Origin of the sequence: Actinomycetospora callitridis (genome assembly GCF_028737265.1) — a bacterium.
GTDB classification, from domain to species: domain Bacteria; phylum Actinomycetota; class Actinomycetes; order Mycobacteriales; family Pseudonocardiaceae; genus Actinomycetospora; species Actinomycetospora callitridis.
Genome location: NZ_JAQZAK010000005.1, coordinates 143,594 through 161,131 on the forward strand (window position 1 = coordinate 143,594; position 17,538 = coordinate 161,131).

A 17,538-nucleotide genomic window follows, 5' to 3' on the forward strand; every position below is an offset into this window, starting at 1 on the left:
GCGATCCCCGGTGACCGCAGGTCAGGACGTGCGCACGGCTTCGATGTCGATCTCGATGCGCAGGGTGCGGCCGACGGCGAAGATGCCGGCGATCACCGACTGGTTCCAGCGGATGTCGAAGTCGTCGCGCGAGAGCTGGGTGGTCGCGCTGAAGCCCGCGCGCTCGCCGCCCCCGAGGTCCGGCCCGGAGCCGTGGTAGACGACGTCGAGGGCGACGGTGTTGCGCACGCCCTTGAGCACCAGGTCGCCGGTCATCGTCCAGTGGTCGGGGCTCTGCGCGGTGATCGCGGTCGAGGAGAACTCGATGCGCGGGAACGCGAGGACGTCGAGGAAGTCGCCGGCGCGCAGGTGCTGGTCGCGGGTGTCGTCGTCGGTGTCGACGCTCGCCGGGTCGATGGCGGCGTGCACCCGCGTCCCCGCGAGGTCGGCGCCCATCTCGATCGCCCCGGAGAAGCTCCGCAGGCGCCCGTGGACCTTGGTGATGCCCAGGTGGAACGCCGATGCGGCGATGCGCGAGTGGACGGGGTCGATCTCCCAACGGCCCGGGGCGGGCAGGCTCAGCGCACCCGAGCGCGTCAGGACCACGCGGCCCAGGTCGCCCGGCGCGGACAGCGGACGCGCCGCGGGGGAGTGCCCGACCGCCGAGGTGATCACGGTGGCGGGCCCCTCGGGCAGGCCCTCGACCTCGAACGTGCCGTCCCCGCGCACCGACGTGCCGCCGACCTGGGTACCGGATGCGTCGATCACCGTGACGACGGCGAACGGCACGGGCCACCCGTCGCTCGTCACCGCCAGACCGCGGATCCGCCCGTCGCCCCGGGGTGCGCCGGAGGTCGTCGGGGCCGTGCGCTCCCCGGCGCTCACCGCAGCTCGCCGCCCGACGGGCTGTCGGTCCGCGGAGTCTCGGTGCCGTCGTCGGTCTCGAGGTGGTGGCCGTGGCGCCCGCCGCCGTCGCCGTTGCCCGCGGCCGCCCCGTCGTCACCGAGCGGCGCGTCGGGGCGCGCCGGCGTCCCCTCGACGGCCGGCGGCACGAGGCTGAGCACCACGTCGGAGGGGTGGCCCGGTCCAATCTCGATCTCCGAGGCGACGGGGGCGTAGCCGCTCGCGGTGATCGTGTAGACGCCGTGGGCGACGTCGTCGAAGCGGAACGAGCCGTCCTCGCCGGTGACGCGCGAGCCGACGACGTGGCCGTCCTCGCTGACCAGCGTGGCCAGGGCCTCGGCGACGGGGCGCCCCGCGCCCGCCGAGCGGACGGTGCCGGAGAGCTGGGTGCGGGTGGCCAGCGCGACGTCGTGGGTCACGTGGCCCTCGCCGGGGACGCGGACGGTCTCGGCGACCGGCGCGAGGCGCGGCGCCGCGGCGGTGAGCGTGTAGGTGCCCTCGGTGAGGTCGGAGAAGCGGTAGCCGCCGTCGGTGCCCGAGCGGGTCACGGCGACGACGGTGCCGCGCACGTCGGTGAGAGTGAGCACCACGTCGTCCCAGCCGCTCACGCCGGTGCCGTTGCCGTTGGTCCCCGCCCCGTGCCGCACCCCGACGGTGCCGCCGAGCGAGGCCCCGCCACCGGTCAGCCCGACGTCGTGGCGCAGCGGACGGTCGGCGACGGCGACCAGCGAGGCGTGCGGCTGGTGGGTCGACGACGCGCAGATGACCAGGTAGGTCCCGCCGGTCGGCGGCACGAGCTGGAAGTGCCCGCCCTCGTCCGCGGCGGCGCGGTCGAGCTGGTCACCGGAGAGGTCGCACAGCGTCAGCGCGGCGCCGGGCACCGGGGCACCGTCGCTCCGCGTCACCCGACCGAAGATCATGATCGGTTCCTGTCCGTCCACCGACGTCCACCTCTCTCGACACGGTCCGGCCGCGTCCCATCGTCCACCGGCCGCACCGCGCCCGCCGCGAGCGAGCACGACCGTGGGGTCCATTTGCTTGGATAGTACAAGCATCATCTCGCCACGGCCCGGCAGTGATCAGTGGCGTGGCCCCGGCGGGGCGGGCCACGCTGGAGGGCATGCCCGAGCTCCCGTCCGACTTCCCCGCCCTGCCGCGGCCCGCGCTCGACCTCGCTCCGGACCGGGACGCGGTGGCCGACTTCTTCGACTACGCGGACCTGCTCACCGACGACGAGACCGCGACGCTGCGGCGCCTGCGCTCCTACCTCGGCGAGGACGTCGCTCCGCTGGTCGAGAACGCCTGGGAGCGCGCCGAGTTCCCGATGCCGCTGGTCAAGGGCTTCGCCGACCTCGACCTCGCGGGGCTGCCCTACGGGCTCGGCGCGGGCCGGACCGAGCCCGCCCGTCGCCTGTTCCTCGGCTTCCTGCACGCGGAGATCGCGCGGGTCGACCCGTCGGTGAACAGCTTCTTCGGCATCCACACCGGCCTCGCGATGGGCTCGGTGCACGCCGGCGGCACGGAGGAGCAGCGGCAGCGCTGGCTGCCCTCGATGGCGAGGATGGAGACGATCGGTGCGTTCGGGCTCACCGAGCCGGACGGGGGGTCCGACGTCGCGGGCGGCATGCGGACCACCGCCCGCCGCGACGGGGACGAGTGGGTGCTCGACGGCGACAAGCGCTGGATCGGCAACGCGACCTTCGCCGACATCGTGGTCGTCTGGGCGCGCGACCTCGAGACGAACGAGGTGCGCGGGTTCGTCGTCCCCCGCGACACCGAGGGCATGACGATCGCCAAGATCGAGGGCAAGACGGCGCTGCGCATCGTCCAGAACGCCGACATCGCGCTGCGCGGCGTCCGGGTGCCCGACGACCACCGTCTCTCCGGCGGCACGGGCACGTTCGACGACGCCGGCGGGGTCCTGCGGCTCACCCGCGGCAACGCCTCCTGGGGCGCGGTCGGCACGCAGATGGGGGCCTACGAGCTCGCCCTGTCCTACGCGTTGCAGCGCGAGCAGTTCGGCCGTCCGATCGCGGGGTTCCAGCTCATGCAGGAGCTGCTCGTGCAGATGCTGGGCAACGTCACCGCCTCGCTGGGGATGGCGGTGCGCAACGCCCAGCTCCTCGACGCCGGCCGGGGCTCCGACGCGCACTCGGCGCTGGCCAAGGAGTTCTGCGCGAGCCGGATGCGCGAGACCGTCGCGTGGGCCCGCCAGCTCGTCGGCGGCAACGGGGTGATCCTGGGCAACGGCGTCGGACGCTACTTCGCCGACGCCGAGGCGCTGTACTCGTTCGAGGGCACGCGCGAGATGAACACGTTGATCGTCGGCAAGGCGGTCACCGGCCACAGCGCGTTCGTGCGCTGACCGTCCGGACCGGGTACCTCGCCGCCGTGCCACTCCTCCCCGTGTCACCCCCGTCCGTGTCGCCCACCTGCGGACGCCGCCGGTGACCGCCCACGCGTCCATCGCGGTCGCCCTCGCCTGCTGCTCCGCGCTGGCCTACGCGCTCTCCGCGGCGCTGCAGCGGCGCGAGACCGGTCGCACCGTCGACGGCTCCACCCGCACCGGCACGGGCGTGCCGTTCTTCGGGGCGCTCCTGCGCCGGCCCTGGTGGTGGGGCGGGGTGACCGCGATGGTGCTCGGGGCGCTCATCCACGTCGTCGCCCTCGGCTTCGGCTCGATCACCCTCGTCCAGCCGATCGGCGTGACGTCGCTGATCCTGGCGCTGCCCCTCGACGCCTGGCTCGAGCGTCGCCGCATCCACCGCCGCGAGTGGATCGGCGCCGTGGTGCTCGTCATCGGGCTGGCGGGGCTCTTCGGGCTCGCCGAGCACCAGCCGTCGGACACCCGCCCCGACGCCGGGATCGTGCTCACGACCCTGCTCGTCGTCCCCCTCCTCGCGCTGCTGGTGGCGGGGGCGAGCGGGCGCGCGCCGGCCGTGCCGCGGGCCGTCATGCGCGCGGCGGTCTCGGGTCTGTGCGCCGGGGCGACGTCGGGCCTCGTCCGCCTGACCTTCCGGCTGGTGCAGGACGGCCGGTCGCCGTGGCTCATCGGGGCCGTGCTCGCCGCGGTCGTGGTGCTGCCCGTGGCGTCGATCCTGCTGCTGCAGACCGCCTACCGCGACGGGGGGCTCGACGCCGGGCTGTCCACACAGATCACCGCCGACCAGGTCACGGCGATGGCGATCGGCATCGTCGTGCTCGGCGAGCGCTTCGCGCTCGGGCTGTCGGGCGGGCTCCTCGCCGTGCTGAGCGCGGTGGTCGCCGTCGCGGGGCTCGTCACGCTCATCCGCTCCGGGCCCACCCCGGAGCAGCGCGCGCCCGCGGCTACGGCAGCACGAGCACCACACCCGTGACCAGCGCCAACAGGGCCACCGCGCCCCCGAGCAGCGGGACGGCGCGGTCGGCGGCCAGCGGCGAGGGCAGCGGGGCGCGGCTCAGCAGCCGTGTCCGGTGCCGCCCGTAGACGGCGATCACCACCGCGAGCACGGCCGCGGCCCCGGCCAGCACGAGTGCCTGGCCCGGCTCGTCGTGGGTGAGCTCCCGGGCCGCGAGCAGCACCGCGTTGGCGCCGACGCCGAGCGACGTCCGGCTCCACGACAGCCCGGTGCGCTCGGCCTGCAGGCCCCCGTCCGACGGGGAGGTCACGCCGCGCCCCGCAGGGCGATCAGCACGAGGCCGAACAGGGCGAGGACGACGAGCCCGCCGGCGAGCACCCACGGCATCCGCTGCGTCGGCAGCGGCCGGCCCCGCCGGATCGCGAACTCCACCCCGCGCCAGCGCAGCACCCCGCCCGCGGCGGTGATGACGGCCAGCGCCGCGAGCAGGCCGCCGACGACGAGCCGCGTGCCGGGGACGGCGAACTCGGGCAGGAGCTGGACGACGGCCACGCCCGCGGCCAGCAGCGAGAGCGACGTCCGCAGCCACGCGAGGAAGGTGCGCTCGTTGGCGAGGGTGAAGCGGTAGTCGGGCTCGTGCTCCTCGGTGTCGGTGGCGGTGTCGCTGTCGGGGGCCTGACCCACGGACCCTCCCTCCGGTGCACGGGCGACGACCTGCGCATCGTGCCGGGTCGGGCGCGCGGGCGCGGGATCAGGCGGGTGCGAGGAGCACGACCGGTGCCCCGAGGGAGCCGGTGGTGGTGGAGCCGCTCGAGGGGGCCGTGCTCTGGGCGAGCCAGAACAGCACCCCGGCCAGGACGAGCAGGACCGCCAGCAGGATGGCGACGAGGACACCGATGGATGGGCGGCGGGACGAGCGAGCGCCGGTGCTCATGGGATGACGACCTCCGGGATTCGCACCACGACGGTGCCTTCGCGGATATCCGGTGCGCGCCCGCCCACCCGTGTTCGGGTCAGACAGCGTGCAGCGTCACGCGGGCCCAGGAGTTGTTGACGTAGCCCTTCGGGTTCCAGATCTCGGCCGGGTCGGCGGGCTGCGCCCCGGCCGCCGAGTCCCAGGCGCGGGCGACGACGCGGGTCGTCCCGGGCGGCAGGTCGAGCTCGGCGTGCCACAGCCGCCAGCTCCACCGCGAGGCCTGCGGGTCGAGGTCCGCCTGGCGCCAGGTCCGGCCGTCGTCGGTGGAGACGTCGACGCGCACCACGCTGCGGTCGCCGCCGGCGAGGGCGTAGCCCGTGACCCGCGTGGGGCCGGGCGGGACCTCGGCGCCGTCGGCGGGGGCGAGGACGTCGGCGTTCACCGCGAGCGGGCCGAGCGGGACGCCGCGGCCGCGGGCGGGGGAGGCGTCGGCGGGCAGCAGCCGGTACGCGACGGCCTGGTGGTGCCCGTCGGAGGGCCGGTCGGCGACGGTGACGCGCTCGAGCCACTTCACGCTGCGCGCCCCGATCCAGCCGGGGACGACGACACGCACCGGCGCCCCGTGCGCGACGGGGAGCGGCTCGCCGTTCATCGACCACGCGAGGAGCACCTCGTGCGCCAGGGCCTTCTCCAGCGGCACCGAGACCGCGTACGGCTCGGGGGCGCCGGACTCCTCGGTGACGTCCGCGCCCGTGAACTCGACGTCCGTGGCACCCGGCTCGACCCCGACCTCGCGCAGGAGGTCGGCGAGGCGCACGCCGGACCAGCGCGCCGTGCCGGTGGCCCCCGGGCCCCACGGTGTCTCGCCCGGCAGGTCGGCCACCTCGGCGAGCCCGGCGCGCCGGTTGCCGGCGCACTGGAGCGTCACGACCTCCCGGTGCTCGCGGAACCGCTCACGGAGCGCGCCGAGCGAGAACGTCGCCGGCCGTTCGACCATCCCGTCGACCCGCAGCGTCCACGTCCCGGGATCGGGTGACGGCATCTCGGGGGCGTGGTTGCGGTGGTAGAACGCCTCGAGGGGCGTGAGGTCGCGATCGGCGAGGGCCGTGCGCGGTGGCTCGGCGTTGTACGGCTGCGCCGAGTGGACGGTGAGTTCGACCGGTGGATGGGGCACGGTTCTCCGACGTCGGCGACACGGGGTGAGGGCTGTTCGGGCCCGGTTGATCCGTTGGGGTGGACCTCGTCGGCGGGCTCGTGACCGGTGCTCGCACGATGTCCGGTCATGATCGACGGCAGGGTCCTCCGCGGGGACGTGTCCCCAGCTCAGCGGGGGTGTGAAACCCCGAGCGGGTGTGGTCGGAGTGGCCGTCCGGCGCCGTCGGCGGAGTCGTAGGGTGCCGCGCATGACGCAGACGCCGATCTACGAGGAAGTCCGCCGGGCCCTCGGCCGGTCCGATCGTGGAGCCGAGCGGCGCGCGTTCCGTGAGGACCTCTCCGGAGGGGGCGAGGCCCGGCCGTCCCGGCCGGTCATGCTCCGCGGCACGGGCGGCCGTCACCGGCGCTCCGGCGACTGACCGGACGCTGCCGGTGCGGGGGTGCCGAGGGCCCGGCCCACGGACGGCCCGGGCCGTGGGGCACCCTGGTGACCCGGTCACGTCCGGGCGCGTGACCGGTCGCCGAGGTCAGCGAGGGCAGGGATGAGCGAGCACTCCGGACCCCCGGACGGCTCCGGTCGCGGGCGCCACTCCGCCCCCGGGCCGCACGGGGACGAGGCCGCGCAGGCCGCGCAGGGCTCGTCGGGCTCCGACGCCGTCGAGCCCGCCGCGCCGCAGGGACCCGGCGTACCGCCGGCAGGACCGGGACGGCCCGGACCCGGTGGCCCGCCCGGCCAGCCCTGGCCGCCGGCGCAGCCCGGCCCCACGGGAGGCCGCCACGGCGCGCCCGCCGGCCCGTCCCGGCACGGGCCGCCGCAGGGCATGCCGCCCCAGAGCCCGACCCCGCAGGGGATGCCGCCGCAGGGCCCGCCAGCCGGCCAGTACGGGCCGCCACCCGGAGCGTCGGGACGTCCGGGCCACGGTGGTCACGGAGGTCCCGCGGCCCCGTACGGCGGCGCGCCCGACGACCGCCCGTGGCGCACGCCGGGCGACGACCAGCGCACCTCCGTCACGTCCGGGGTCACGTCCGGGCCGAGCGACGAGCCGACGAGCCACCGCCCGGCGGGCGCGCCGGCGGCGTCCGGGAGCCCGCTGTCGGCGATCAAGGTCTCGGGTCAGGCCTTCGCCGCGGTATTGACCGCCGCGGCCGGCTCCTTCATGGGCGGCGCGGCGGGCACCGTGGCCGGCGCCGGGATCGCCGCGGTCATCACCACCGTCGGGGACGCGGCCTACCAGCGGTCCGTCGAGCGGACCCGCGACCACGTCCGCAGCCGGATGAAGGCACGTCGCGGACCGGGTCGCCCCGACACGGCCGGAGCCGGGAACGGGGTCGAGGAGCGCCGCACGGTCGCCGTCGGGGCCCCGGCCCGGGGCGGCGGTCCGGACGAGCAGCCCACCGTCGTGATCGGCGGCGGTGCGCGCGTCGCGGCGGCGCCCGCCACGATGGCCATGGGCGGCGGACCGGGCGGTCGACCGGGAGGCGGTCCCGGCGGATCCGACGACGACCGGACCCGCGCGATCGGCGACGACGCCACCCAGGCCGTCGACCCCCGCACCCGCGCGATCGGCGACGACGCCACGCAGGCCGTCGGTCCCGGCACCCGCGTGATGGGCGGGGCCGACGACGACCCGACCGTCCTGCACGGTGTCCCCGGCGGGCCGGACGATCCCGGCGACGACGGCGACGGCGACCCGCCGCGCGGGACGCCCTGGAAGCGCTACGGGGTGCTCGCCGCGACGGCGTTGCTGATCTTCCTCATCGCGATGCTCGCCATCACCGGGATCGAGCGGGTCAAGGGCTCGCCGATCTCGGGGGGCGAGTCGGGGACGAGCTTCGGGCAGGTGTTCGGCACCGCCGAGCCGACGACGTCGACGTCCGCGCCGGAGACCACCACCAGCGGCGACGCGCCGGAGGGCACGACCACGTCCGGTGAGGAGACGCCGACCAGCACCACGGGGAGCACCTCCGAGTCGCGGACGACGACCTCGGAGCGCCCGGAGCTGGTGCCGAGCGGTCTGTTGCCGGGTAACTGACCGGCGTGCGCACCGACTTCGACCCCGACGCCCTGGGCGCCGGCCGCTTCTACCAGTTCCTGACCCAGGTGATCGTGCCGCGGCCGATCGCCTGGGTGGTGACGCGGTCGGCCGACGGCGTCGACAACCTCGCCCCGCACTCGTTCTTCACGGTGGCGAGCACCGACCCGCCCATCGTGCAGTTCACGTCGGTGGGGGAGAAGGACTCGCTGCGCAACGCCGAGGCCACCGGCGAGTTCACGGTCTGCCTGACGCCCGAGAAGCTCATCGAGGAGATCAACGCGACGGCGACCGACTTCCCGGCGGACGAGAGCGAGATCGACGCGACGGGGCTGACCCGCGAGCCGTCGTCGCACATCGCGACCCCGCGGATCGCCGAGTCACCGGTGGCGCTGGAGTGCCGGCTGGAACGCACCGTCCCGCTGGGCAACTGCACGATCGTGCTCGGCCGCGTCGTGCACGCCGTCGTCGACTCGGACGCGCTCGTCGACGGACGTCCCGACGCCCGGCGGCTCGCGCCGATCGCGCGTCTCGGCGGCAGCGAGTGGTCCACCCTCGGCGAGGTGCGCAAGACCCCGCGGATCCGCTACGACGAGTGGCCGGGTCACTTCTCGGGCGCTACCTCGGAGGGCCTGCCGAGCAGCTGAGGGCCGGTCTCCGGGTCGGCCAGGGCGAGCATCCGCCCGCGGGGGTCGGCGACGAGCCGGCGGGTGGCGTGGTCGAGCAGCCCCATGACGCCGGTGAGCGTCGCGCACACCTGCTCGCCGCGACGGAGCTCGGTGTCCATCCGGAACGTCTTGCCCTCGCCGAAGCGCACGTCGAGCGCCACCTCGACCTCGTCGCCGACACGGAGCTCGGCCAGGAACCGGACGGTGGACTCGAGGATCACCGGACCGAGGCCTGCGGCCGTCAGGTCCGGCACGTCGAGCCCCGCGACGCGGAGGAACTCCGTGCGCCCGTGCTCGCCGTACTGGTGGTAGACGGCGTGGTTGACGTGCCCGTTCGCGTCGGTCTCGTAGCCGCGCACCGTCACCGTCGTCGTGAACACCCCTGCGCCCTCGCCTCCGCCGGCTCCGTGATCCGGGCGATCGTGGCAGGCTGCCCCGGCGGGACGGCCAGGGCGTCGGACGCGGAGCGAGGAGGCAGCGTGCGGATCGGGATGGGCCTGAACTACAGCGGCGGTTTCGAGGAGACGGTCGCGGAGCTGGCCGAGCACGAGGCGGCCGGGCTCGACATCGTCTTCGTGCCCGAGGCCTACAGCTTCGACGCGGTCAGCCAGCTGGGGTACATCGCCGCGCGCACGAGCACCGTCGAGATCGCCTCGGGCATCCTGCAGATCTACACGCGCACCCCGTCGCTGACGGCCATGACCGCCGCGGGCCTCGACTACGTCTCGAACGGCCGGTTCACCCTCGGCATCGGGGCCTCCGGTCCGCAGGTCATCGAGGGCTTCCACGGTCTGCGCTACGACGCGCCGCTGGGCCGCACCCGCGAGATCGTCGACATCTGCCGGCAGGTGTGGCGCCGCGAGAAGGTGCAGTACTCGGGCAAGCACTACTCGATCCCGCTGCCGGCCGACCAGGGCACGGGCCTCGGCAAGCCACTGAAGATCATCAACCACCCGGTCCGCGACCGGATCCCGATCGTCCTCGCCGCGATCGGGCCGAAGAACGTCGCGCTGACCGCCGAGGTCGCCGAGGGCTGGCTGCCGATCTTCTTCGTCCCCGAGCGGGCGCACGAGATCTGGGGCGAGTCCCTGGAGGCCGGGAAGGCGAAGCGCGACCCCGCCCTCGGCGACCTCCAGGTCTACCTGCAGGCCTCGCTGTGCATCACCGAGGACGAGGCCACCGCGCAGGCGATGCTCGACGGCATGCGCCCGTTCGTCGCGCTCTACGTCGGCGGCATGGGCGCGAAGGGCAAGAACTTCTACAACGACGTCGCCCGCCGCTACGGCTACGAGCAGGAGGCGGACACGATCCAGGACCTCTACCTCGACGGCAAGAAGGACGACGCCGCGGCGGCGGTGCCCGAGGAGCTCGTGCGCGCGATGTCGCTGATCGGGCCACGCTCCTACGTCGCCGAGCGGCTGCAGGCCTTCGCCGCCGCCGGCATCACCACGATCAACGTCACGCCGCTCGCCGGCACACCCGCCGAGCGGGTGTCGCTGGTGGGGCAGGCCAAGGAACTCTGCGCCAATCTGTAGGGCCGAACCTCTAGGAGCTCCCCATGCGCGTGTTCGCCGATGTCGAGGAACTGCGCGGCGCGGTGGGCGAGGACCTGGGCACCAGCCCGTGGGTCACCGTCGACCAGAAGCGCGTCGACACCTTCGCCGACGCCACCGATGACCACCAGTGGATCCACGTCGACCCGGAGGCCGCCGCCGAAGGGCCGTTCGGGAAGACCGTGGCGCACGGCTTCCTCACCGTCGCCCTCATGCCGAAGTTCGGGTGGGACACCTTCAAGGTCGAGGGTGTCTCCATGACCGTGAACTACGGGCTGAACAAGGTCCGGTTCCCGGCGCCCGTGCCCGTCGGCTCCCGTGTGCGAGGTCACTGCCGCCTGGTGGACGTCACCGACGTCCCGAACGGTGTGCAGGCCACCATCGGGGGGACCGTCGAGATCGAGGGATGGCCCAAGCCGGCGTGCGTCGCCGAGGTCATCCTGCGCTACGCGTACTAGGGAGGTCGGCCGTGGCCGATGCGGTGATCTGTGAGCCCCTGCGGACCCCGGTGGGGGGCTTCGGCGGGGCGCTGCGGGACGTGGCGGCCCAGGAGCTGGCGGCCACGGTGATCCGTGAGCTGGTGGCACGGACGGGGATCACGGCCGACCAGGTCGAGGACGTGGCGTTCGGGCACTGCTACCCGACGATGGACGCCCCGGCGATCGGGCGGGTGGCGGCGCTGGACGCCGGGCTCGAGGTGACGGTGCCGGGCATCCAGGTCGACCGTCGCTGCGGGTCGGGGCTGCAGGCGGTGCTGTACGCGGCGATGGCGGTGCAGACCGGGGGCGCGTCGCTGGTGCTCGCCGGCGGTGCGGAGTCGATGTCGGGGGCGACGTACTACAGCCAGGCGCCGCGCTGGGGCACCAAGGCGGGCGGCTTCCAGATGAAGGACGCGCTGGCCGAGGGCCGCGTGCACGCCGGCGGCAAGGACCACCCGGTGTGGGGCGGGATGATCGAGACCGCCGAGAACGTCCGGAAGCGGTACTCGATCGGCCGCGAGGAGCAGGACCGGCTCGCGGTGCGCTCGCACGAGAAGGCGACCGCGGCGGTCAAGGACGGGCGGTTCGCCGACGAGCTGGTGCCGGTGACGGTGCCCGGGCGCAAGTCCGACACGGTCGTCGACGCCGACGAGCACATCCGCCCCGACGCGGCGCTCGATTCGCTGGCCAAGCTGCGCCCGATCATGGGCAAGCAGGACCCGGAGGCGACGGTGACGGCCGGGAACGCCTCGGGGCAGAACGACGGCGCGGCGGTGTGCATCGTGACGACGCCGGAGAAGGCCGAGGAGCTGGGGCTCCGGCCGCTGGCGCGGCTGGTGTCCTGGGGTGTGGCGGGCGTGGGTCCCGAGGTGATGGGCATCGGGCCGGTGCCGGCGACCGAGGCGGCGCTGGGCCGGGCGGGGCTCTCTCTGTCCGACCTCGACGTGATCGAGCTGAACGAGGCGTTCGCCGCCCAGGCCCTCGGGGTCGGGCGGGAGTGGGGCATCGACCTGATCACCGACGAGCGCGTGAACCCCAACGGCTCGGGCATCTCGCTGGGCCACCCCGTCGGCGCCACCGGCGTGCGGATCCTGGCGACCATGCTGCGCGAGATGGAGCGCCGCGAGGCCCGCTACGGCCTCGAGACCATGTGCATCGGCGGCGGCCAGGGTCTCGCGGCGGTGTTCGAGCGAGTGCGCTGACGCGCATGTGAGCACTTCGGAGTGCTGGAGCACTCCGAAGTGCTCACATGCACGAAGTGCACCTCTGAGGCTCGTCCTCCCAGCCGAGCTCCCGGAGCCGGAGGCCGACGAGGGCTGCGGCCTCGCACGGCTCGTGGTGCACCTCTTCCCATCCGAAGGTCATCCGTGCGCGGTGGGCGAGCTCGGCGGCGTTGTCCCGCGCTCGATCGCTGCGTGCCGTCGTCTTGTCGGCGTGATAGCGCCAACCGTCGAGGCGGACGATGAGCTCGCCCCGCGCCATGACATAGAGCAGGTCCTCCGCGCGCCGGCGTCCCTCGACGACGACGGAGAACTGGCGGGTCGGCGCGGGCAGGCCATGCGCTCGCTCGACGTCGAGCGCCCAATCGGCCTCGAGGACGGAGCAGACGCCGTCGCGGAGGAGCGTCACGGTGTCGCGGAGGGGACGCAGGTAGCGCCGTGGTCGACGGAGCTCGATCGCCTCCTCGAGGAGCTGCGCCGGCACACGCGCCGCGGCCGCCAGGGAGGTGAAGACCCGCATGGCCTCTCGCGCGTCTCCTGCGTCGACCGCCAGGTCGAGGATGGTGTGCGCCTTCCCGACATGAGGCGGGTCGTCATCGACCGTGATGTGGGCGAACGCGCGCGATCGGTGCAGGACGACGTCGCAGCAGCCGCGCGCGGACGAGCCGTAGGGGACCGTGACGTGGACGGGGCCGCGTTCGTCCTCGCGGCGCAGTCCCAGCAGCGCGGCAGCCGAGGCATGGCTGAGTGCCGCCGGTCCTCGCACGAACAGCAACGCCGCACGACGACGCGCCTCCGGCGTCAGCGGCCCGGTGAACGTCGCCAGAACGCCACGCTTGCGCAGCGTCCACCGACCGCCTTCGATCTGGGCGGCGATCGCGTCGGGCGTCCAGCCGTGCGCAAGCGCCTGCCGCCGGGTCACCAGCCCGTCCTGGGCGCTGACGAGGCGCCGCCACTGCTCAGAGTTCTCCACACGGTGTTCGACGCAGGTCGTCTCTCACCGGATCCGTGTGCGCTTCGCGCATGTGAGCACTTTGGGGTGCTCCAGCACTCCGAAGTGCTCACATGCGCCGGAGGCGCACCTCAGCGACCCTGCCAGCGGGGCTCGCGCTTCTCGCGCGCCGCGGTCATGCCCTCGACGGCGTCCTCGGTCGTGCCCGCGACGCGCCGCATGGTCTCGCCGAAGCGGATGGCGTCGGTCTCGCCCAGGTACGGCGCCCGGCGGGCCATCTCCTTGATCGCCCGCTGGGCGAGGGGCGCGCCGGCGAGCAGCCGGTCGGCGAGGGCACGGGCCTCGGTGAGCAGGTCGTCGTGCGGGACGACGCGCGAGACGAGCCCCATCTCCCGGGCGCGCTCGGCGTCGACGCGCTCGCCGGTGAGCAGCAGCTCCATCGCCGGCTGCCAGCCGATGCGCTGGGGCAGGCGGATCGCGCCGACGATCGTGGGGATGCCGAGCCGGACCTCGGGGAAGCCGAACGTCGCCCGCTCGCTGGCGATCACGAGGTCGCACCAGGTGACGAGCGTCAGCCCGTAGCCCAGGCAGTGGCCGTTCACCGCGGCGATGACCGGCTTGTAGATCTCCCAGCCGCTCTCGAACGAGTTGACCGTCGGGCGCTCCCAGAACGAGCCGGGGAAGTCGCCGGCCGGGTTGCCCTCGCCGCTCGCGTCCGCCCCGACGCAGAACGCGCGGCCCTCGCCGGTCACGATGCCCACCCACGCCTCGTCGTCGGCGCGGAAGCGGTCGAACGCCTCGTTGAGCCCGTCGCGCATCGCGCCGTCGATCGCGTTGAGCTTCTCGGGCCGGGAGTAGGTGATCGTCGCGACGTGCCCGTCGCGCTCGTAGGTGACGCGCTCGCTGCTCACGGTTCGACACCGTAGGGCGAGGCGCGTCCCGGTGAAGGGCGCCGGTCGCCGCTCTAGCCGGCTGGAGGTGCCCTCCGCGCGGAAACCCGCCGGCCCCGGACCGCCGAGGTGACGTACTCGACCGGGGCCCGGCTGGCGGGAACACGAGGGCGGGGTGCATGCTTGTAGACAGCAACCGATTGTACGGAGCATGCAATGGATTCCACGCGGCTCCCGGCGCCGCCGGGGGTGGACGACCGCTGGCTGGTCTCGGACCGCCTCGGCCACCAGATGATCCGTCTGATGCGGGCGGTCGAGCGGGCCAAGGCCGGCAAGGCCGTCGGCCCGGACGGTGTCGAGCGGGCGGCCTACGTCCTGCTCGCCCGCCTCGTGCTCGAGGGACCGCGACGGTCCAACGCGCTCGCCGAGTCGGTGCACTCCGACCCGTCCACCGTCAGCCGGCAGGTCGCCGGCCTCGTCCGGGCCGGTCTCGTGGAGCGGCGCCCCGACCCCGACGACGGACGGGCCACCCTCCTCGCCGCCACCGACGAGGGTCTGCGCGTCTTCCAGGCCAACCGCGACCGTCGCAACCGCGAGATCGGGGCGCTCACCGCGCACTGGGACGAGGCCGACCGCGTGCGGCTCGTCGAGCTCCTCGACCGGCTGACCACCGACTTCGAGCACCACCACCTCACCACCACGAGCGTGCCCGCCGTCGCTCCCCCGGAGGCCTCATGAGCACCACCGCTGCCCCGGCGGCTCCGCCGGCAGCCGACACCGCGGCGAGCAGCACCGGCTTCACCCACCGGCAGATCCTCGCCATCCTCTCCGGGCTGATGCTCGGGATGTTCCTGGCCGCGCTCGACCAGAACATCGTCGCGACCTCGATCCGGACGATCGCCGACGACCTGCAGGGCCTCAACCTGCAGGCCTGGGCGACGACGGCCTACCTGCTCACGGCCACGATCTCGACGCCGCTCTACGGCAAGCTCTCCGACCTCTACGGACGCAAGCCGTTCTTCCTCTCCGCCATCGGGATCTTCGTCGTCGGCTCGGTGCTGTGCACCATCGCGACCTCGATGTACGAGCTCGCCGCGTACCGCGCGGTCCAGGGGCTCGGCGCGGGCGGCCTCATGAGCCTCGCGCTCACGATCATCGGTGACATCGTCCCGCCGCGGGAGCGCGCCCGGTACCAGGGCTTCTTCCTCGCGGTGTTCGGGACGTCGAGCGTGCTCGGTCCCGTCATCGGCGGGTTCCTCGCCGGCCAGTCCACGATCTTCGGCATCACCGGCTGGCGCTGGGTCTTCCTCGTCAACGTGCCCATCGGGATCATCGCGTTCCTGGTGGTGTTCCGGGTGCTCAACCTGCCGCACACCCGTCGCGACCACCGCATCGACTTCCCCGGCGCGATCGCGCTGGCGGTCACGCTCGTGCCGATCCTCGTCGTCGCGGAGCAGGGCCGGGAGTGGGGCTGGACCTCGACGTCGGCGATCGTCTGCTACGTCGTCGCGGCGGTCGGACTGGTCTCGTTCCTCCTCGCCGAGCGCGCCTACGGCGACGACGCCGTGCTCCCGCTGCGGCTGTTCCAGAACTCGGTGTTCAGCCTGACCTCGATCATCGCGATCATCACCGGCATCGGTCTCTTCGGCGGCATCGCGCTGGTCCCGCAGTACCTCCAGATCGTCACCGGCTCCTCGCCGACGCAGGCGGGCCTGGAGATGCTGCCGCTGGTCGGCGGCCTGATGGTGTCCTCGATCCTCTCGGGCCAGCTCACCTCGCGGACGGGTCGCTACAAGATCTTCCCGGTGATCGGCCTCGGCCTCATGACGGTCGGTCTGGTGCTGTTCCACCTCCGGTTGCACGCGGACACGCCCTACGGCGAGGTCGCCGTCCTCATGGCGATCTTCGGGCTGGGCGTCGGTCTGTGCATGCAGACCCTCGTGCTCGCGGTGCAGAACGCGGTGCCGGCCAAGGACATGGGCGTCGCGACCGCGTCGGCCACCTTCTTCCGGCAGATGGGCGGCACGCTCGGTGTCGCGGTCTTCCTATCGATCCTGTTCTCCACCGTCGGCGACAACATCCGGACGGCGTTCGCCGCCGCGGTCGGCACCCCGGCGTTCCAGGCCGCGGCCGCCGACCCCGTGGTGGCGGCCAACCCGGCCAACGCCGTCGCGCTGGACCCGGTGACGGGCGCGGCGCAGGTGGTGCAGGACTCCTCGGTCCTGCAGCGCATGGACCCCCGCCTCGCCGAGCCGTTCCTCGTCGGGTTCGCGGACTCGATGGACCTCGTGTTCCTCGTCGCCGCGTGCGTGGTGGCGATCGGCTTCGTGCTCATCTGGTTCATGCGGGAGCTGCCGCTGCGCACGGTCTCGGGCATCCAGGCCCGCGACGCCGAGCAGGCGGCCACCCCCACCACGACCGCCGCGGCCGTCGGCGGCCCGACCGCCGGAGCGGCCCTGGACACCACGGCCTCCGCGCCACCCGTGCCCGCGGGGGCGGCCGCCGGGCCGTCCCGGCACGACGCCGAGCCCGCCTGGGGGCCGCCGAGCGCGGCCGTCACGCCGAGCCCCGCGCCGCGCCGTTCCTCGGGGCCGACCGTCCACGGCCACGTCACCGGCACCACCGGCGACCCGGTCGAGGCGCAGGACGAGGTGACCGTCTCGCTGCACGGCCTGGACGGCGCCCCGGTGGAACGCACGGACCTCGACCCCGCCGGCGGCTTCGTCCTGCGGGCGCCCGCGTCCGGGACGTACGTGCTCATCGCGAGCTCGCCGCGGCGCCGGCCGTTCGCCGAGCTCGTCACCGTCGACGGCGTCCCCGTGCGCCGCGATGTGGCCCTGGCCCGCGCGGCGACCCTGGGCGGGCGCGTCACCGAGCCCGACGGCGCGGGCGTCGCGGGCGCCACCGTGACCGTCACCGACCCCACGGGCGGTGTCGTCGGCGTGCACCGCAGCGGCGCCGACGGCCACTGGGAGGGCGGCGAGGTCGCGGCCGGCATCTACACGGTCACCGTCCTCGCCCCCGGACGCGCGCCGCGGGCCACGCGGGTCGAGGTCGGCGACGGGGGCGGCAGGGCGGACGTCACGGTGCCGGTGGCGCGCTACACGCTCGCCGGGGCCGTGCGGGCCTCGGGCGGGGCGCCCGTGCCCGAGTCGCTGGTCGTCCTCGTCGGTCGCGACGGCGGCGTGGTGGCCTCGGCGGTCACCGGTGCCGACGGCCGTTTCCGGCTCGACGACCTCGCGCCCGGCCGGCACATGCTCACCGCCAGCGGCTTCGCGCCGGTGACCGAGGAGGTCGTCGTCGACGGCGCCGCCGGCCCGGTGGACGTCACGCTCACGGTGGCCCCGCCGCGTCCCGCGACCCCCGGCCCCGAGGGCGGGCGTCACGAGGCGCCGGACACGCCGGCACCGCAGGACCGCGACGACCTCACACGGTCGGCCCGGTAGACGCGT

Annotated in this window: 19 protein-coding genes; 10 read left to right on the forward strand and 9 right to left on the reverse strand. The window is 74.4% G+C overall.

The genetic code is table 11. The features are described from left to right. Nucleotides 1-21: 21 nt before the first annotated feature. Nucleotides 22-864 carry a YceI family protein gene (locus PH191_RS17985; RefSeq protein ID WP_274195993.1) on the reverse strand — a complete coding sequence of 281 codons (843 nt, stop codon included), beginning with the start codon at nucleotides 862-864 and terminating at the stop codon, nucleotides 22-24. Then, nucleotides 861-1,823, reverse strand: a complete 963-nt coding sequence (locus PH191_RS17990) for an MSCRAMM family protein (RefSeq protein ID WP_274195994.1) — start codon at nucleotides 1,821-1,823, stop codon at nucleotides 861-863. Before PH191_RS17990 ends, PH191_RS17985 begins: the two co-directional genes overlap by 4 nt. Nucleotides 1,824-2,002: 179 nt before the next feature. Between PH191_RS17990 and PH191_RS17995 the strand changes: the two genes are divergently transcribed. Together PH191_RS17995 and PH191_RS18000 are read left to right on the forward strand one after the other, a co-directional pair. Beyond that, nucleotides 2,003-3,247, forward strand: coding sequence for an acyl-CoA dehydrogenase family protein (locus tag PH191_RS17995; RefSeq protein WP_274195995.1), 1,245 nt, complete (start codon nucleotides 2,003-2,005; stop codon nucleotides 3,245-3,247). Nucleotides 3,248-3,329: 82 nt separating this feature from the next. Further along, complete coding sequence (locus tag PH191_RS18000) at nucleotides 3,330-4,238, forward strand: DMT family transporter (RefSeq protein WP_274195996.1); 909 nt, start codon at nucleotides 3,330-3,332, stop codon at nucleotides 4,236-4,238. On the opposite strand, the gene PH191_RS18005 is transcribed toward PH191_RS18000, so the two are convergent. From PH191_RS18005 to PH191_RS18020, 4 genes are all read right to left on the reverse strand, one after another. After that, entirely contained in the window at nucleotides 4,210-4,530 is a 321-nt protein-coding gene (locus PH191_RS18005; RefSeq protein WP_274195997.1) for a DUF202 domain-containing protein, read from the reverse strand. The two genes, PH191_RS18000 and PH191_RS18005, sit on opposite strands and share 29 nt — an antisense overlap. Continuing rightward, on the reverse strand, nucleotides 4,527-4,904 hold the full coding sequence (locus tag PH191_RS18010) for a YidH family protein (protein ID WP_274195998.1): 378 nt from the start codon (nucleotides 4,902-4,904) through the stop codon (nucleotides 4,527-4,529). The genes PH191_RS18005 and PH191_RS18010 overlap by 4 nt, the downstream gene beginning before the upstream one ends. Nucleotides 4,905-4,971: 67 nt before the next feature. After that, the gene (locus PH191_RS18015) at nucleotides 4,972-5,154 is read right to left on the reverse strand and encodes a hypothetical protein (RefSeq protein WP_274195999.1); all 183 of its coding nucleotides are present in this window, start codon (nucleotides 5,152-5,154) and stop codon (nucleotides 4,972-4,974) included. A gap of 79 nt (nucleotides 5,155-5,233) precedes the next feature. Continuing rightward, nucleotides 5,234-6,310 (reverse strand): sulfite oxidase, encoded by a 1,077-nt coding sequence (locus PH191_RS18020; RefSeq protein WP_274196000.1) that lies wholly within the window; start codon nucleotides 6,308-6,310, stop codon nucleotides 5,234-5,236. A 229-nt stretch (nucleotides 6,311-6,539) separates the two neighbouring features. On the opposite strand from PH191_RS18020, the gene PH191_RS18025 reads away from it, so the two are divergent. The 3 genes from PH191_RS18025 to PH191_RS18035 all read left to right on the forward strand — a co-directional run bounded on the left by PH191_RS18025 (nucleotide 6,540) and on the right by PH191_RS18035 (nucleotide 8,971). Further along, the gene (locus PH191_RS18025; RefSeq protein ID WP_274196001.1) at nucleotides 6,540-6,710 is read left to right on the forward strand and encodes a hypothetical protein; all 171 of its coding nucleotides are present in this window, start codon (nucleotides 6,540-6,542) and stop codon (nucleotides 6,708-6,710) included. Nucleotides 6,711-6,833: 123 nt separating this feature from the next. Then, on the forward strand, nucleotides 6,834-8,324 hold the full coding sequence (locus PH191_RS18030; RefSeq protein ID WP_274196002.1) for a hypothetical protein: 1,491 nt from the start codon (nucleotides 6,834-6,836) through the stop codon (nucleotides 8,322-8,324). A gap of 5 nt (nucleotides 8,325-8,329) precedes the next feature. After that, nucleotides 8,330-8,971 carry a flavin reductase family protein gene (locus PH191_RS18035; RefSeq protein WP_274196003.1) on the forward strand — a complete coding sequence of 214 codons (642 nt, stop codon included), beginning with the start codon at nucleotides 8,330-8,332 and terminating at the stop codon, nucleotides 8,969-8,971. Here the strand turns inward: PH191_RS18035 and PH191_RS18040 are convergent. Further along, on the reverse strand, nucleotides 8,929-9,372 hold the full coding sequence (locus PH191_RS18040; protein WP_274196004.1) for an acyl-CoA thioesterase: 444 nt from the start codon (nucleotides 9,370-9,372) through the stop codon (nucleotides 8,929-8,931). The genes PH191_RS18035 and PH191_RS18040 overlap by 43 nt on opposite strands. A gap of 99 nt (nucleotides 9,373-9,471) precedes the next feature. On the opposite strand from PH191_RS18040, the gene PH191_RS18045 reads away from it, so the two are divergent. Genes PH191_RS18045 through PH191_RS18055 form a run of 3 tightly spaced genes read left to right on the forward strand, consistent with a single transcriptional unit; the run spans nucleotide 9,472 to nucleotide 12,226 of the window. Then, nucleotides 9,472-10,527: an LLM class F420-dependent oxidoreductase gene (locus PH191_RS18045; RefSeq protein WP_274196005.1), complete on the forward strand. Its 1,056-nt coding sequence runs from the start codon at nucleotides 9,472-9,474 to the stop codon at nucleotides 10,525-10,527. Between the two features lie 23 nt (nucleotides 10,528-10,550). After that, on the forward strand, nucleotides 10,551-11,003 hold the full coding sequence (locus PH191_RS18050; protein ID WP_274196006.1) for a MaoC family dehydratase: 453 nt from the start codon (nucleotides 10,551-10,553) through the stop codon (nucleotides 11,001-11,003). Nucleotides 11,004-11,014: 11 nt separating this feature from the next. Beyond that, nucleotides 11,015-12,226 (forward strand): acetyl-CoA C-acetyltransferase, encoded by a 1,212-nt coding sequence (locus PH191_RS18055; RefSeq protein ID WP_274196007.1) that lies wholly within the window; start codon nucleotides 11,015-11,017, stop codon nucleotides 12,224-12,226. A gap of 43 nt (nucleotides 12,227-12,269) precedes the next feature. Here the strand turns inward: PH191_RS18055 and PH191_RS18060 are convergent, their stop codons facing one another. Then, nucleotides 12,270-13,217, reverse strand: a complete 948-nt coding sequence (locus PH191_RS18060; RefSeq protein ID WP_274196008.1) for a hypothetical protein — start codon at nucleotides 13,215-13,217, stop codon at nucleotides 12,270-12,272. A 110-nt stretch (nucleotides 13,218-13,327) separates the two neighbouring features. Continuing rightward, on the reverse strand, nucleotides 13,328-14,107 hold the full coding sequence (locus PH191_RS18065) for an enoyl-CoA hydratase/isomerase family protein (RefSeq protein WP_274196009.1): 780 nt from the start codon (nucleotides 14,105-14,107) through the stop codon (nucleotides 13,328-13,330). Between the two features lie 195 nt (nucleotides 14,108-14,302). Here PH191_RS18065 and PH191_RS18070 point away from each other — a divergent pair, with 195 nt between their 5' ends. Both PH191_RS18070 and PH191_RS18075 read left to right on the forward strand, forming a co-directional pair. Further along, a complete protein-coding gene (locus PH191_RS18070) occupies nucleotides 14,303-14,824 on the forward strand; it encodes a MarR family winged helix-turn-helix transcriptional regulator (RefSeq protein WP_274196010.1) in 522 nt (173 codons plus the stop codon). After that, nucleotides 14,821-17,532 carry an MFS transporter gene (locus tag PH191_RS18075; RefSeq protein ID WP_274196011.1) on the forward strand — a complete coding sequence of 904 codons (2,712 nt, stop codon included), beginning with the start codon at nucleotides 14,821-14,823 and terminating at the stop codon, nucleotides 17,530-17,532. The genes PH191_RS18070 and PH191_RS18075 overlap by 4 nt, the downstream gene beginning before the upstream one ends. Nucleotides 17,533-17,538 lie beyond the last annotated feature (6 nt).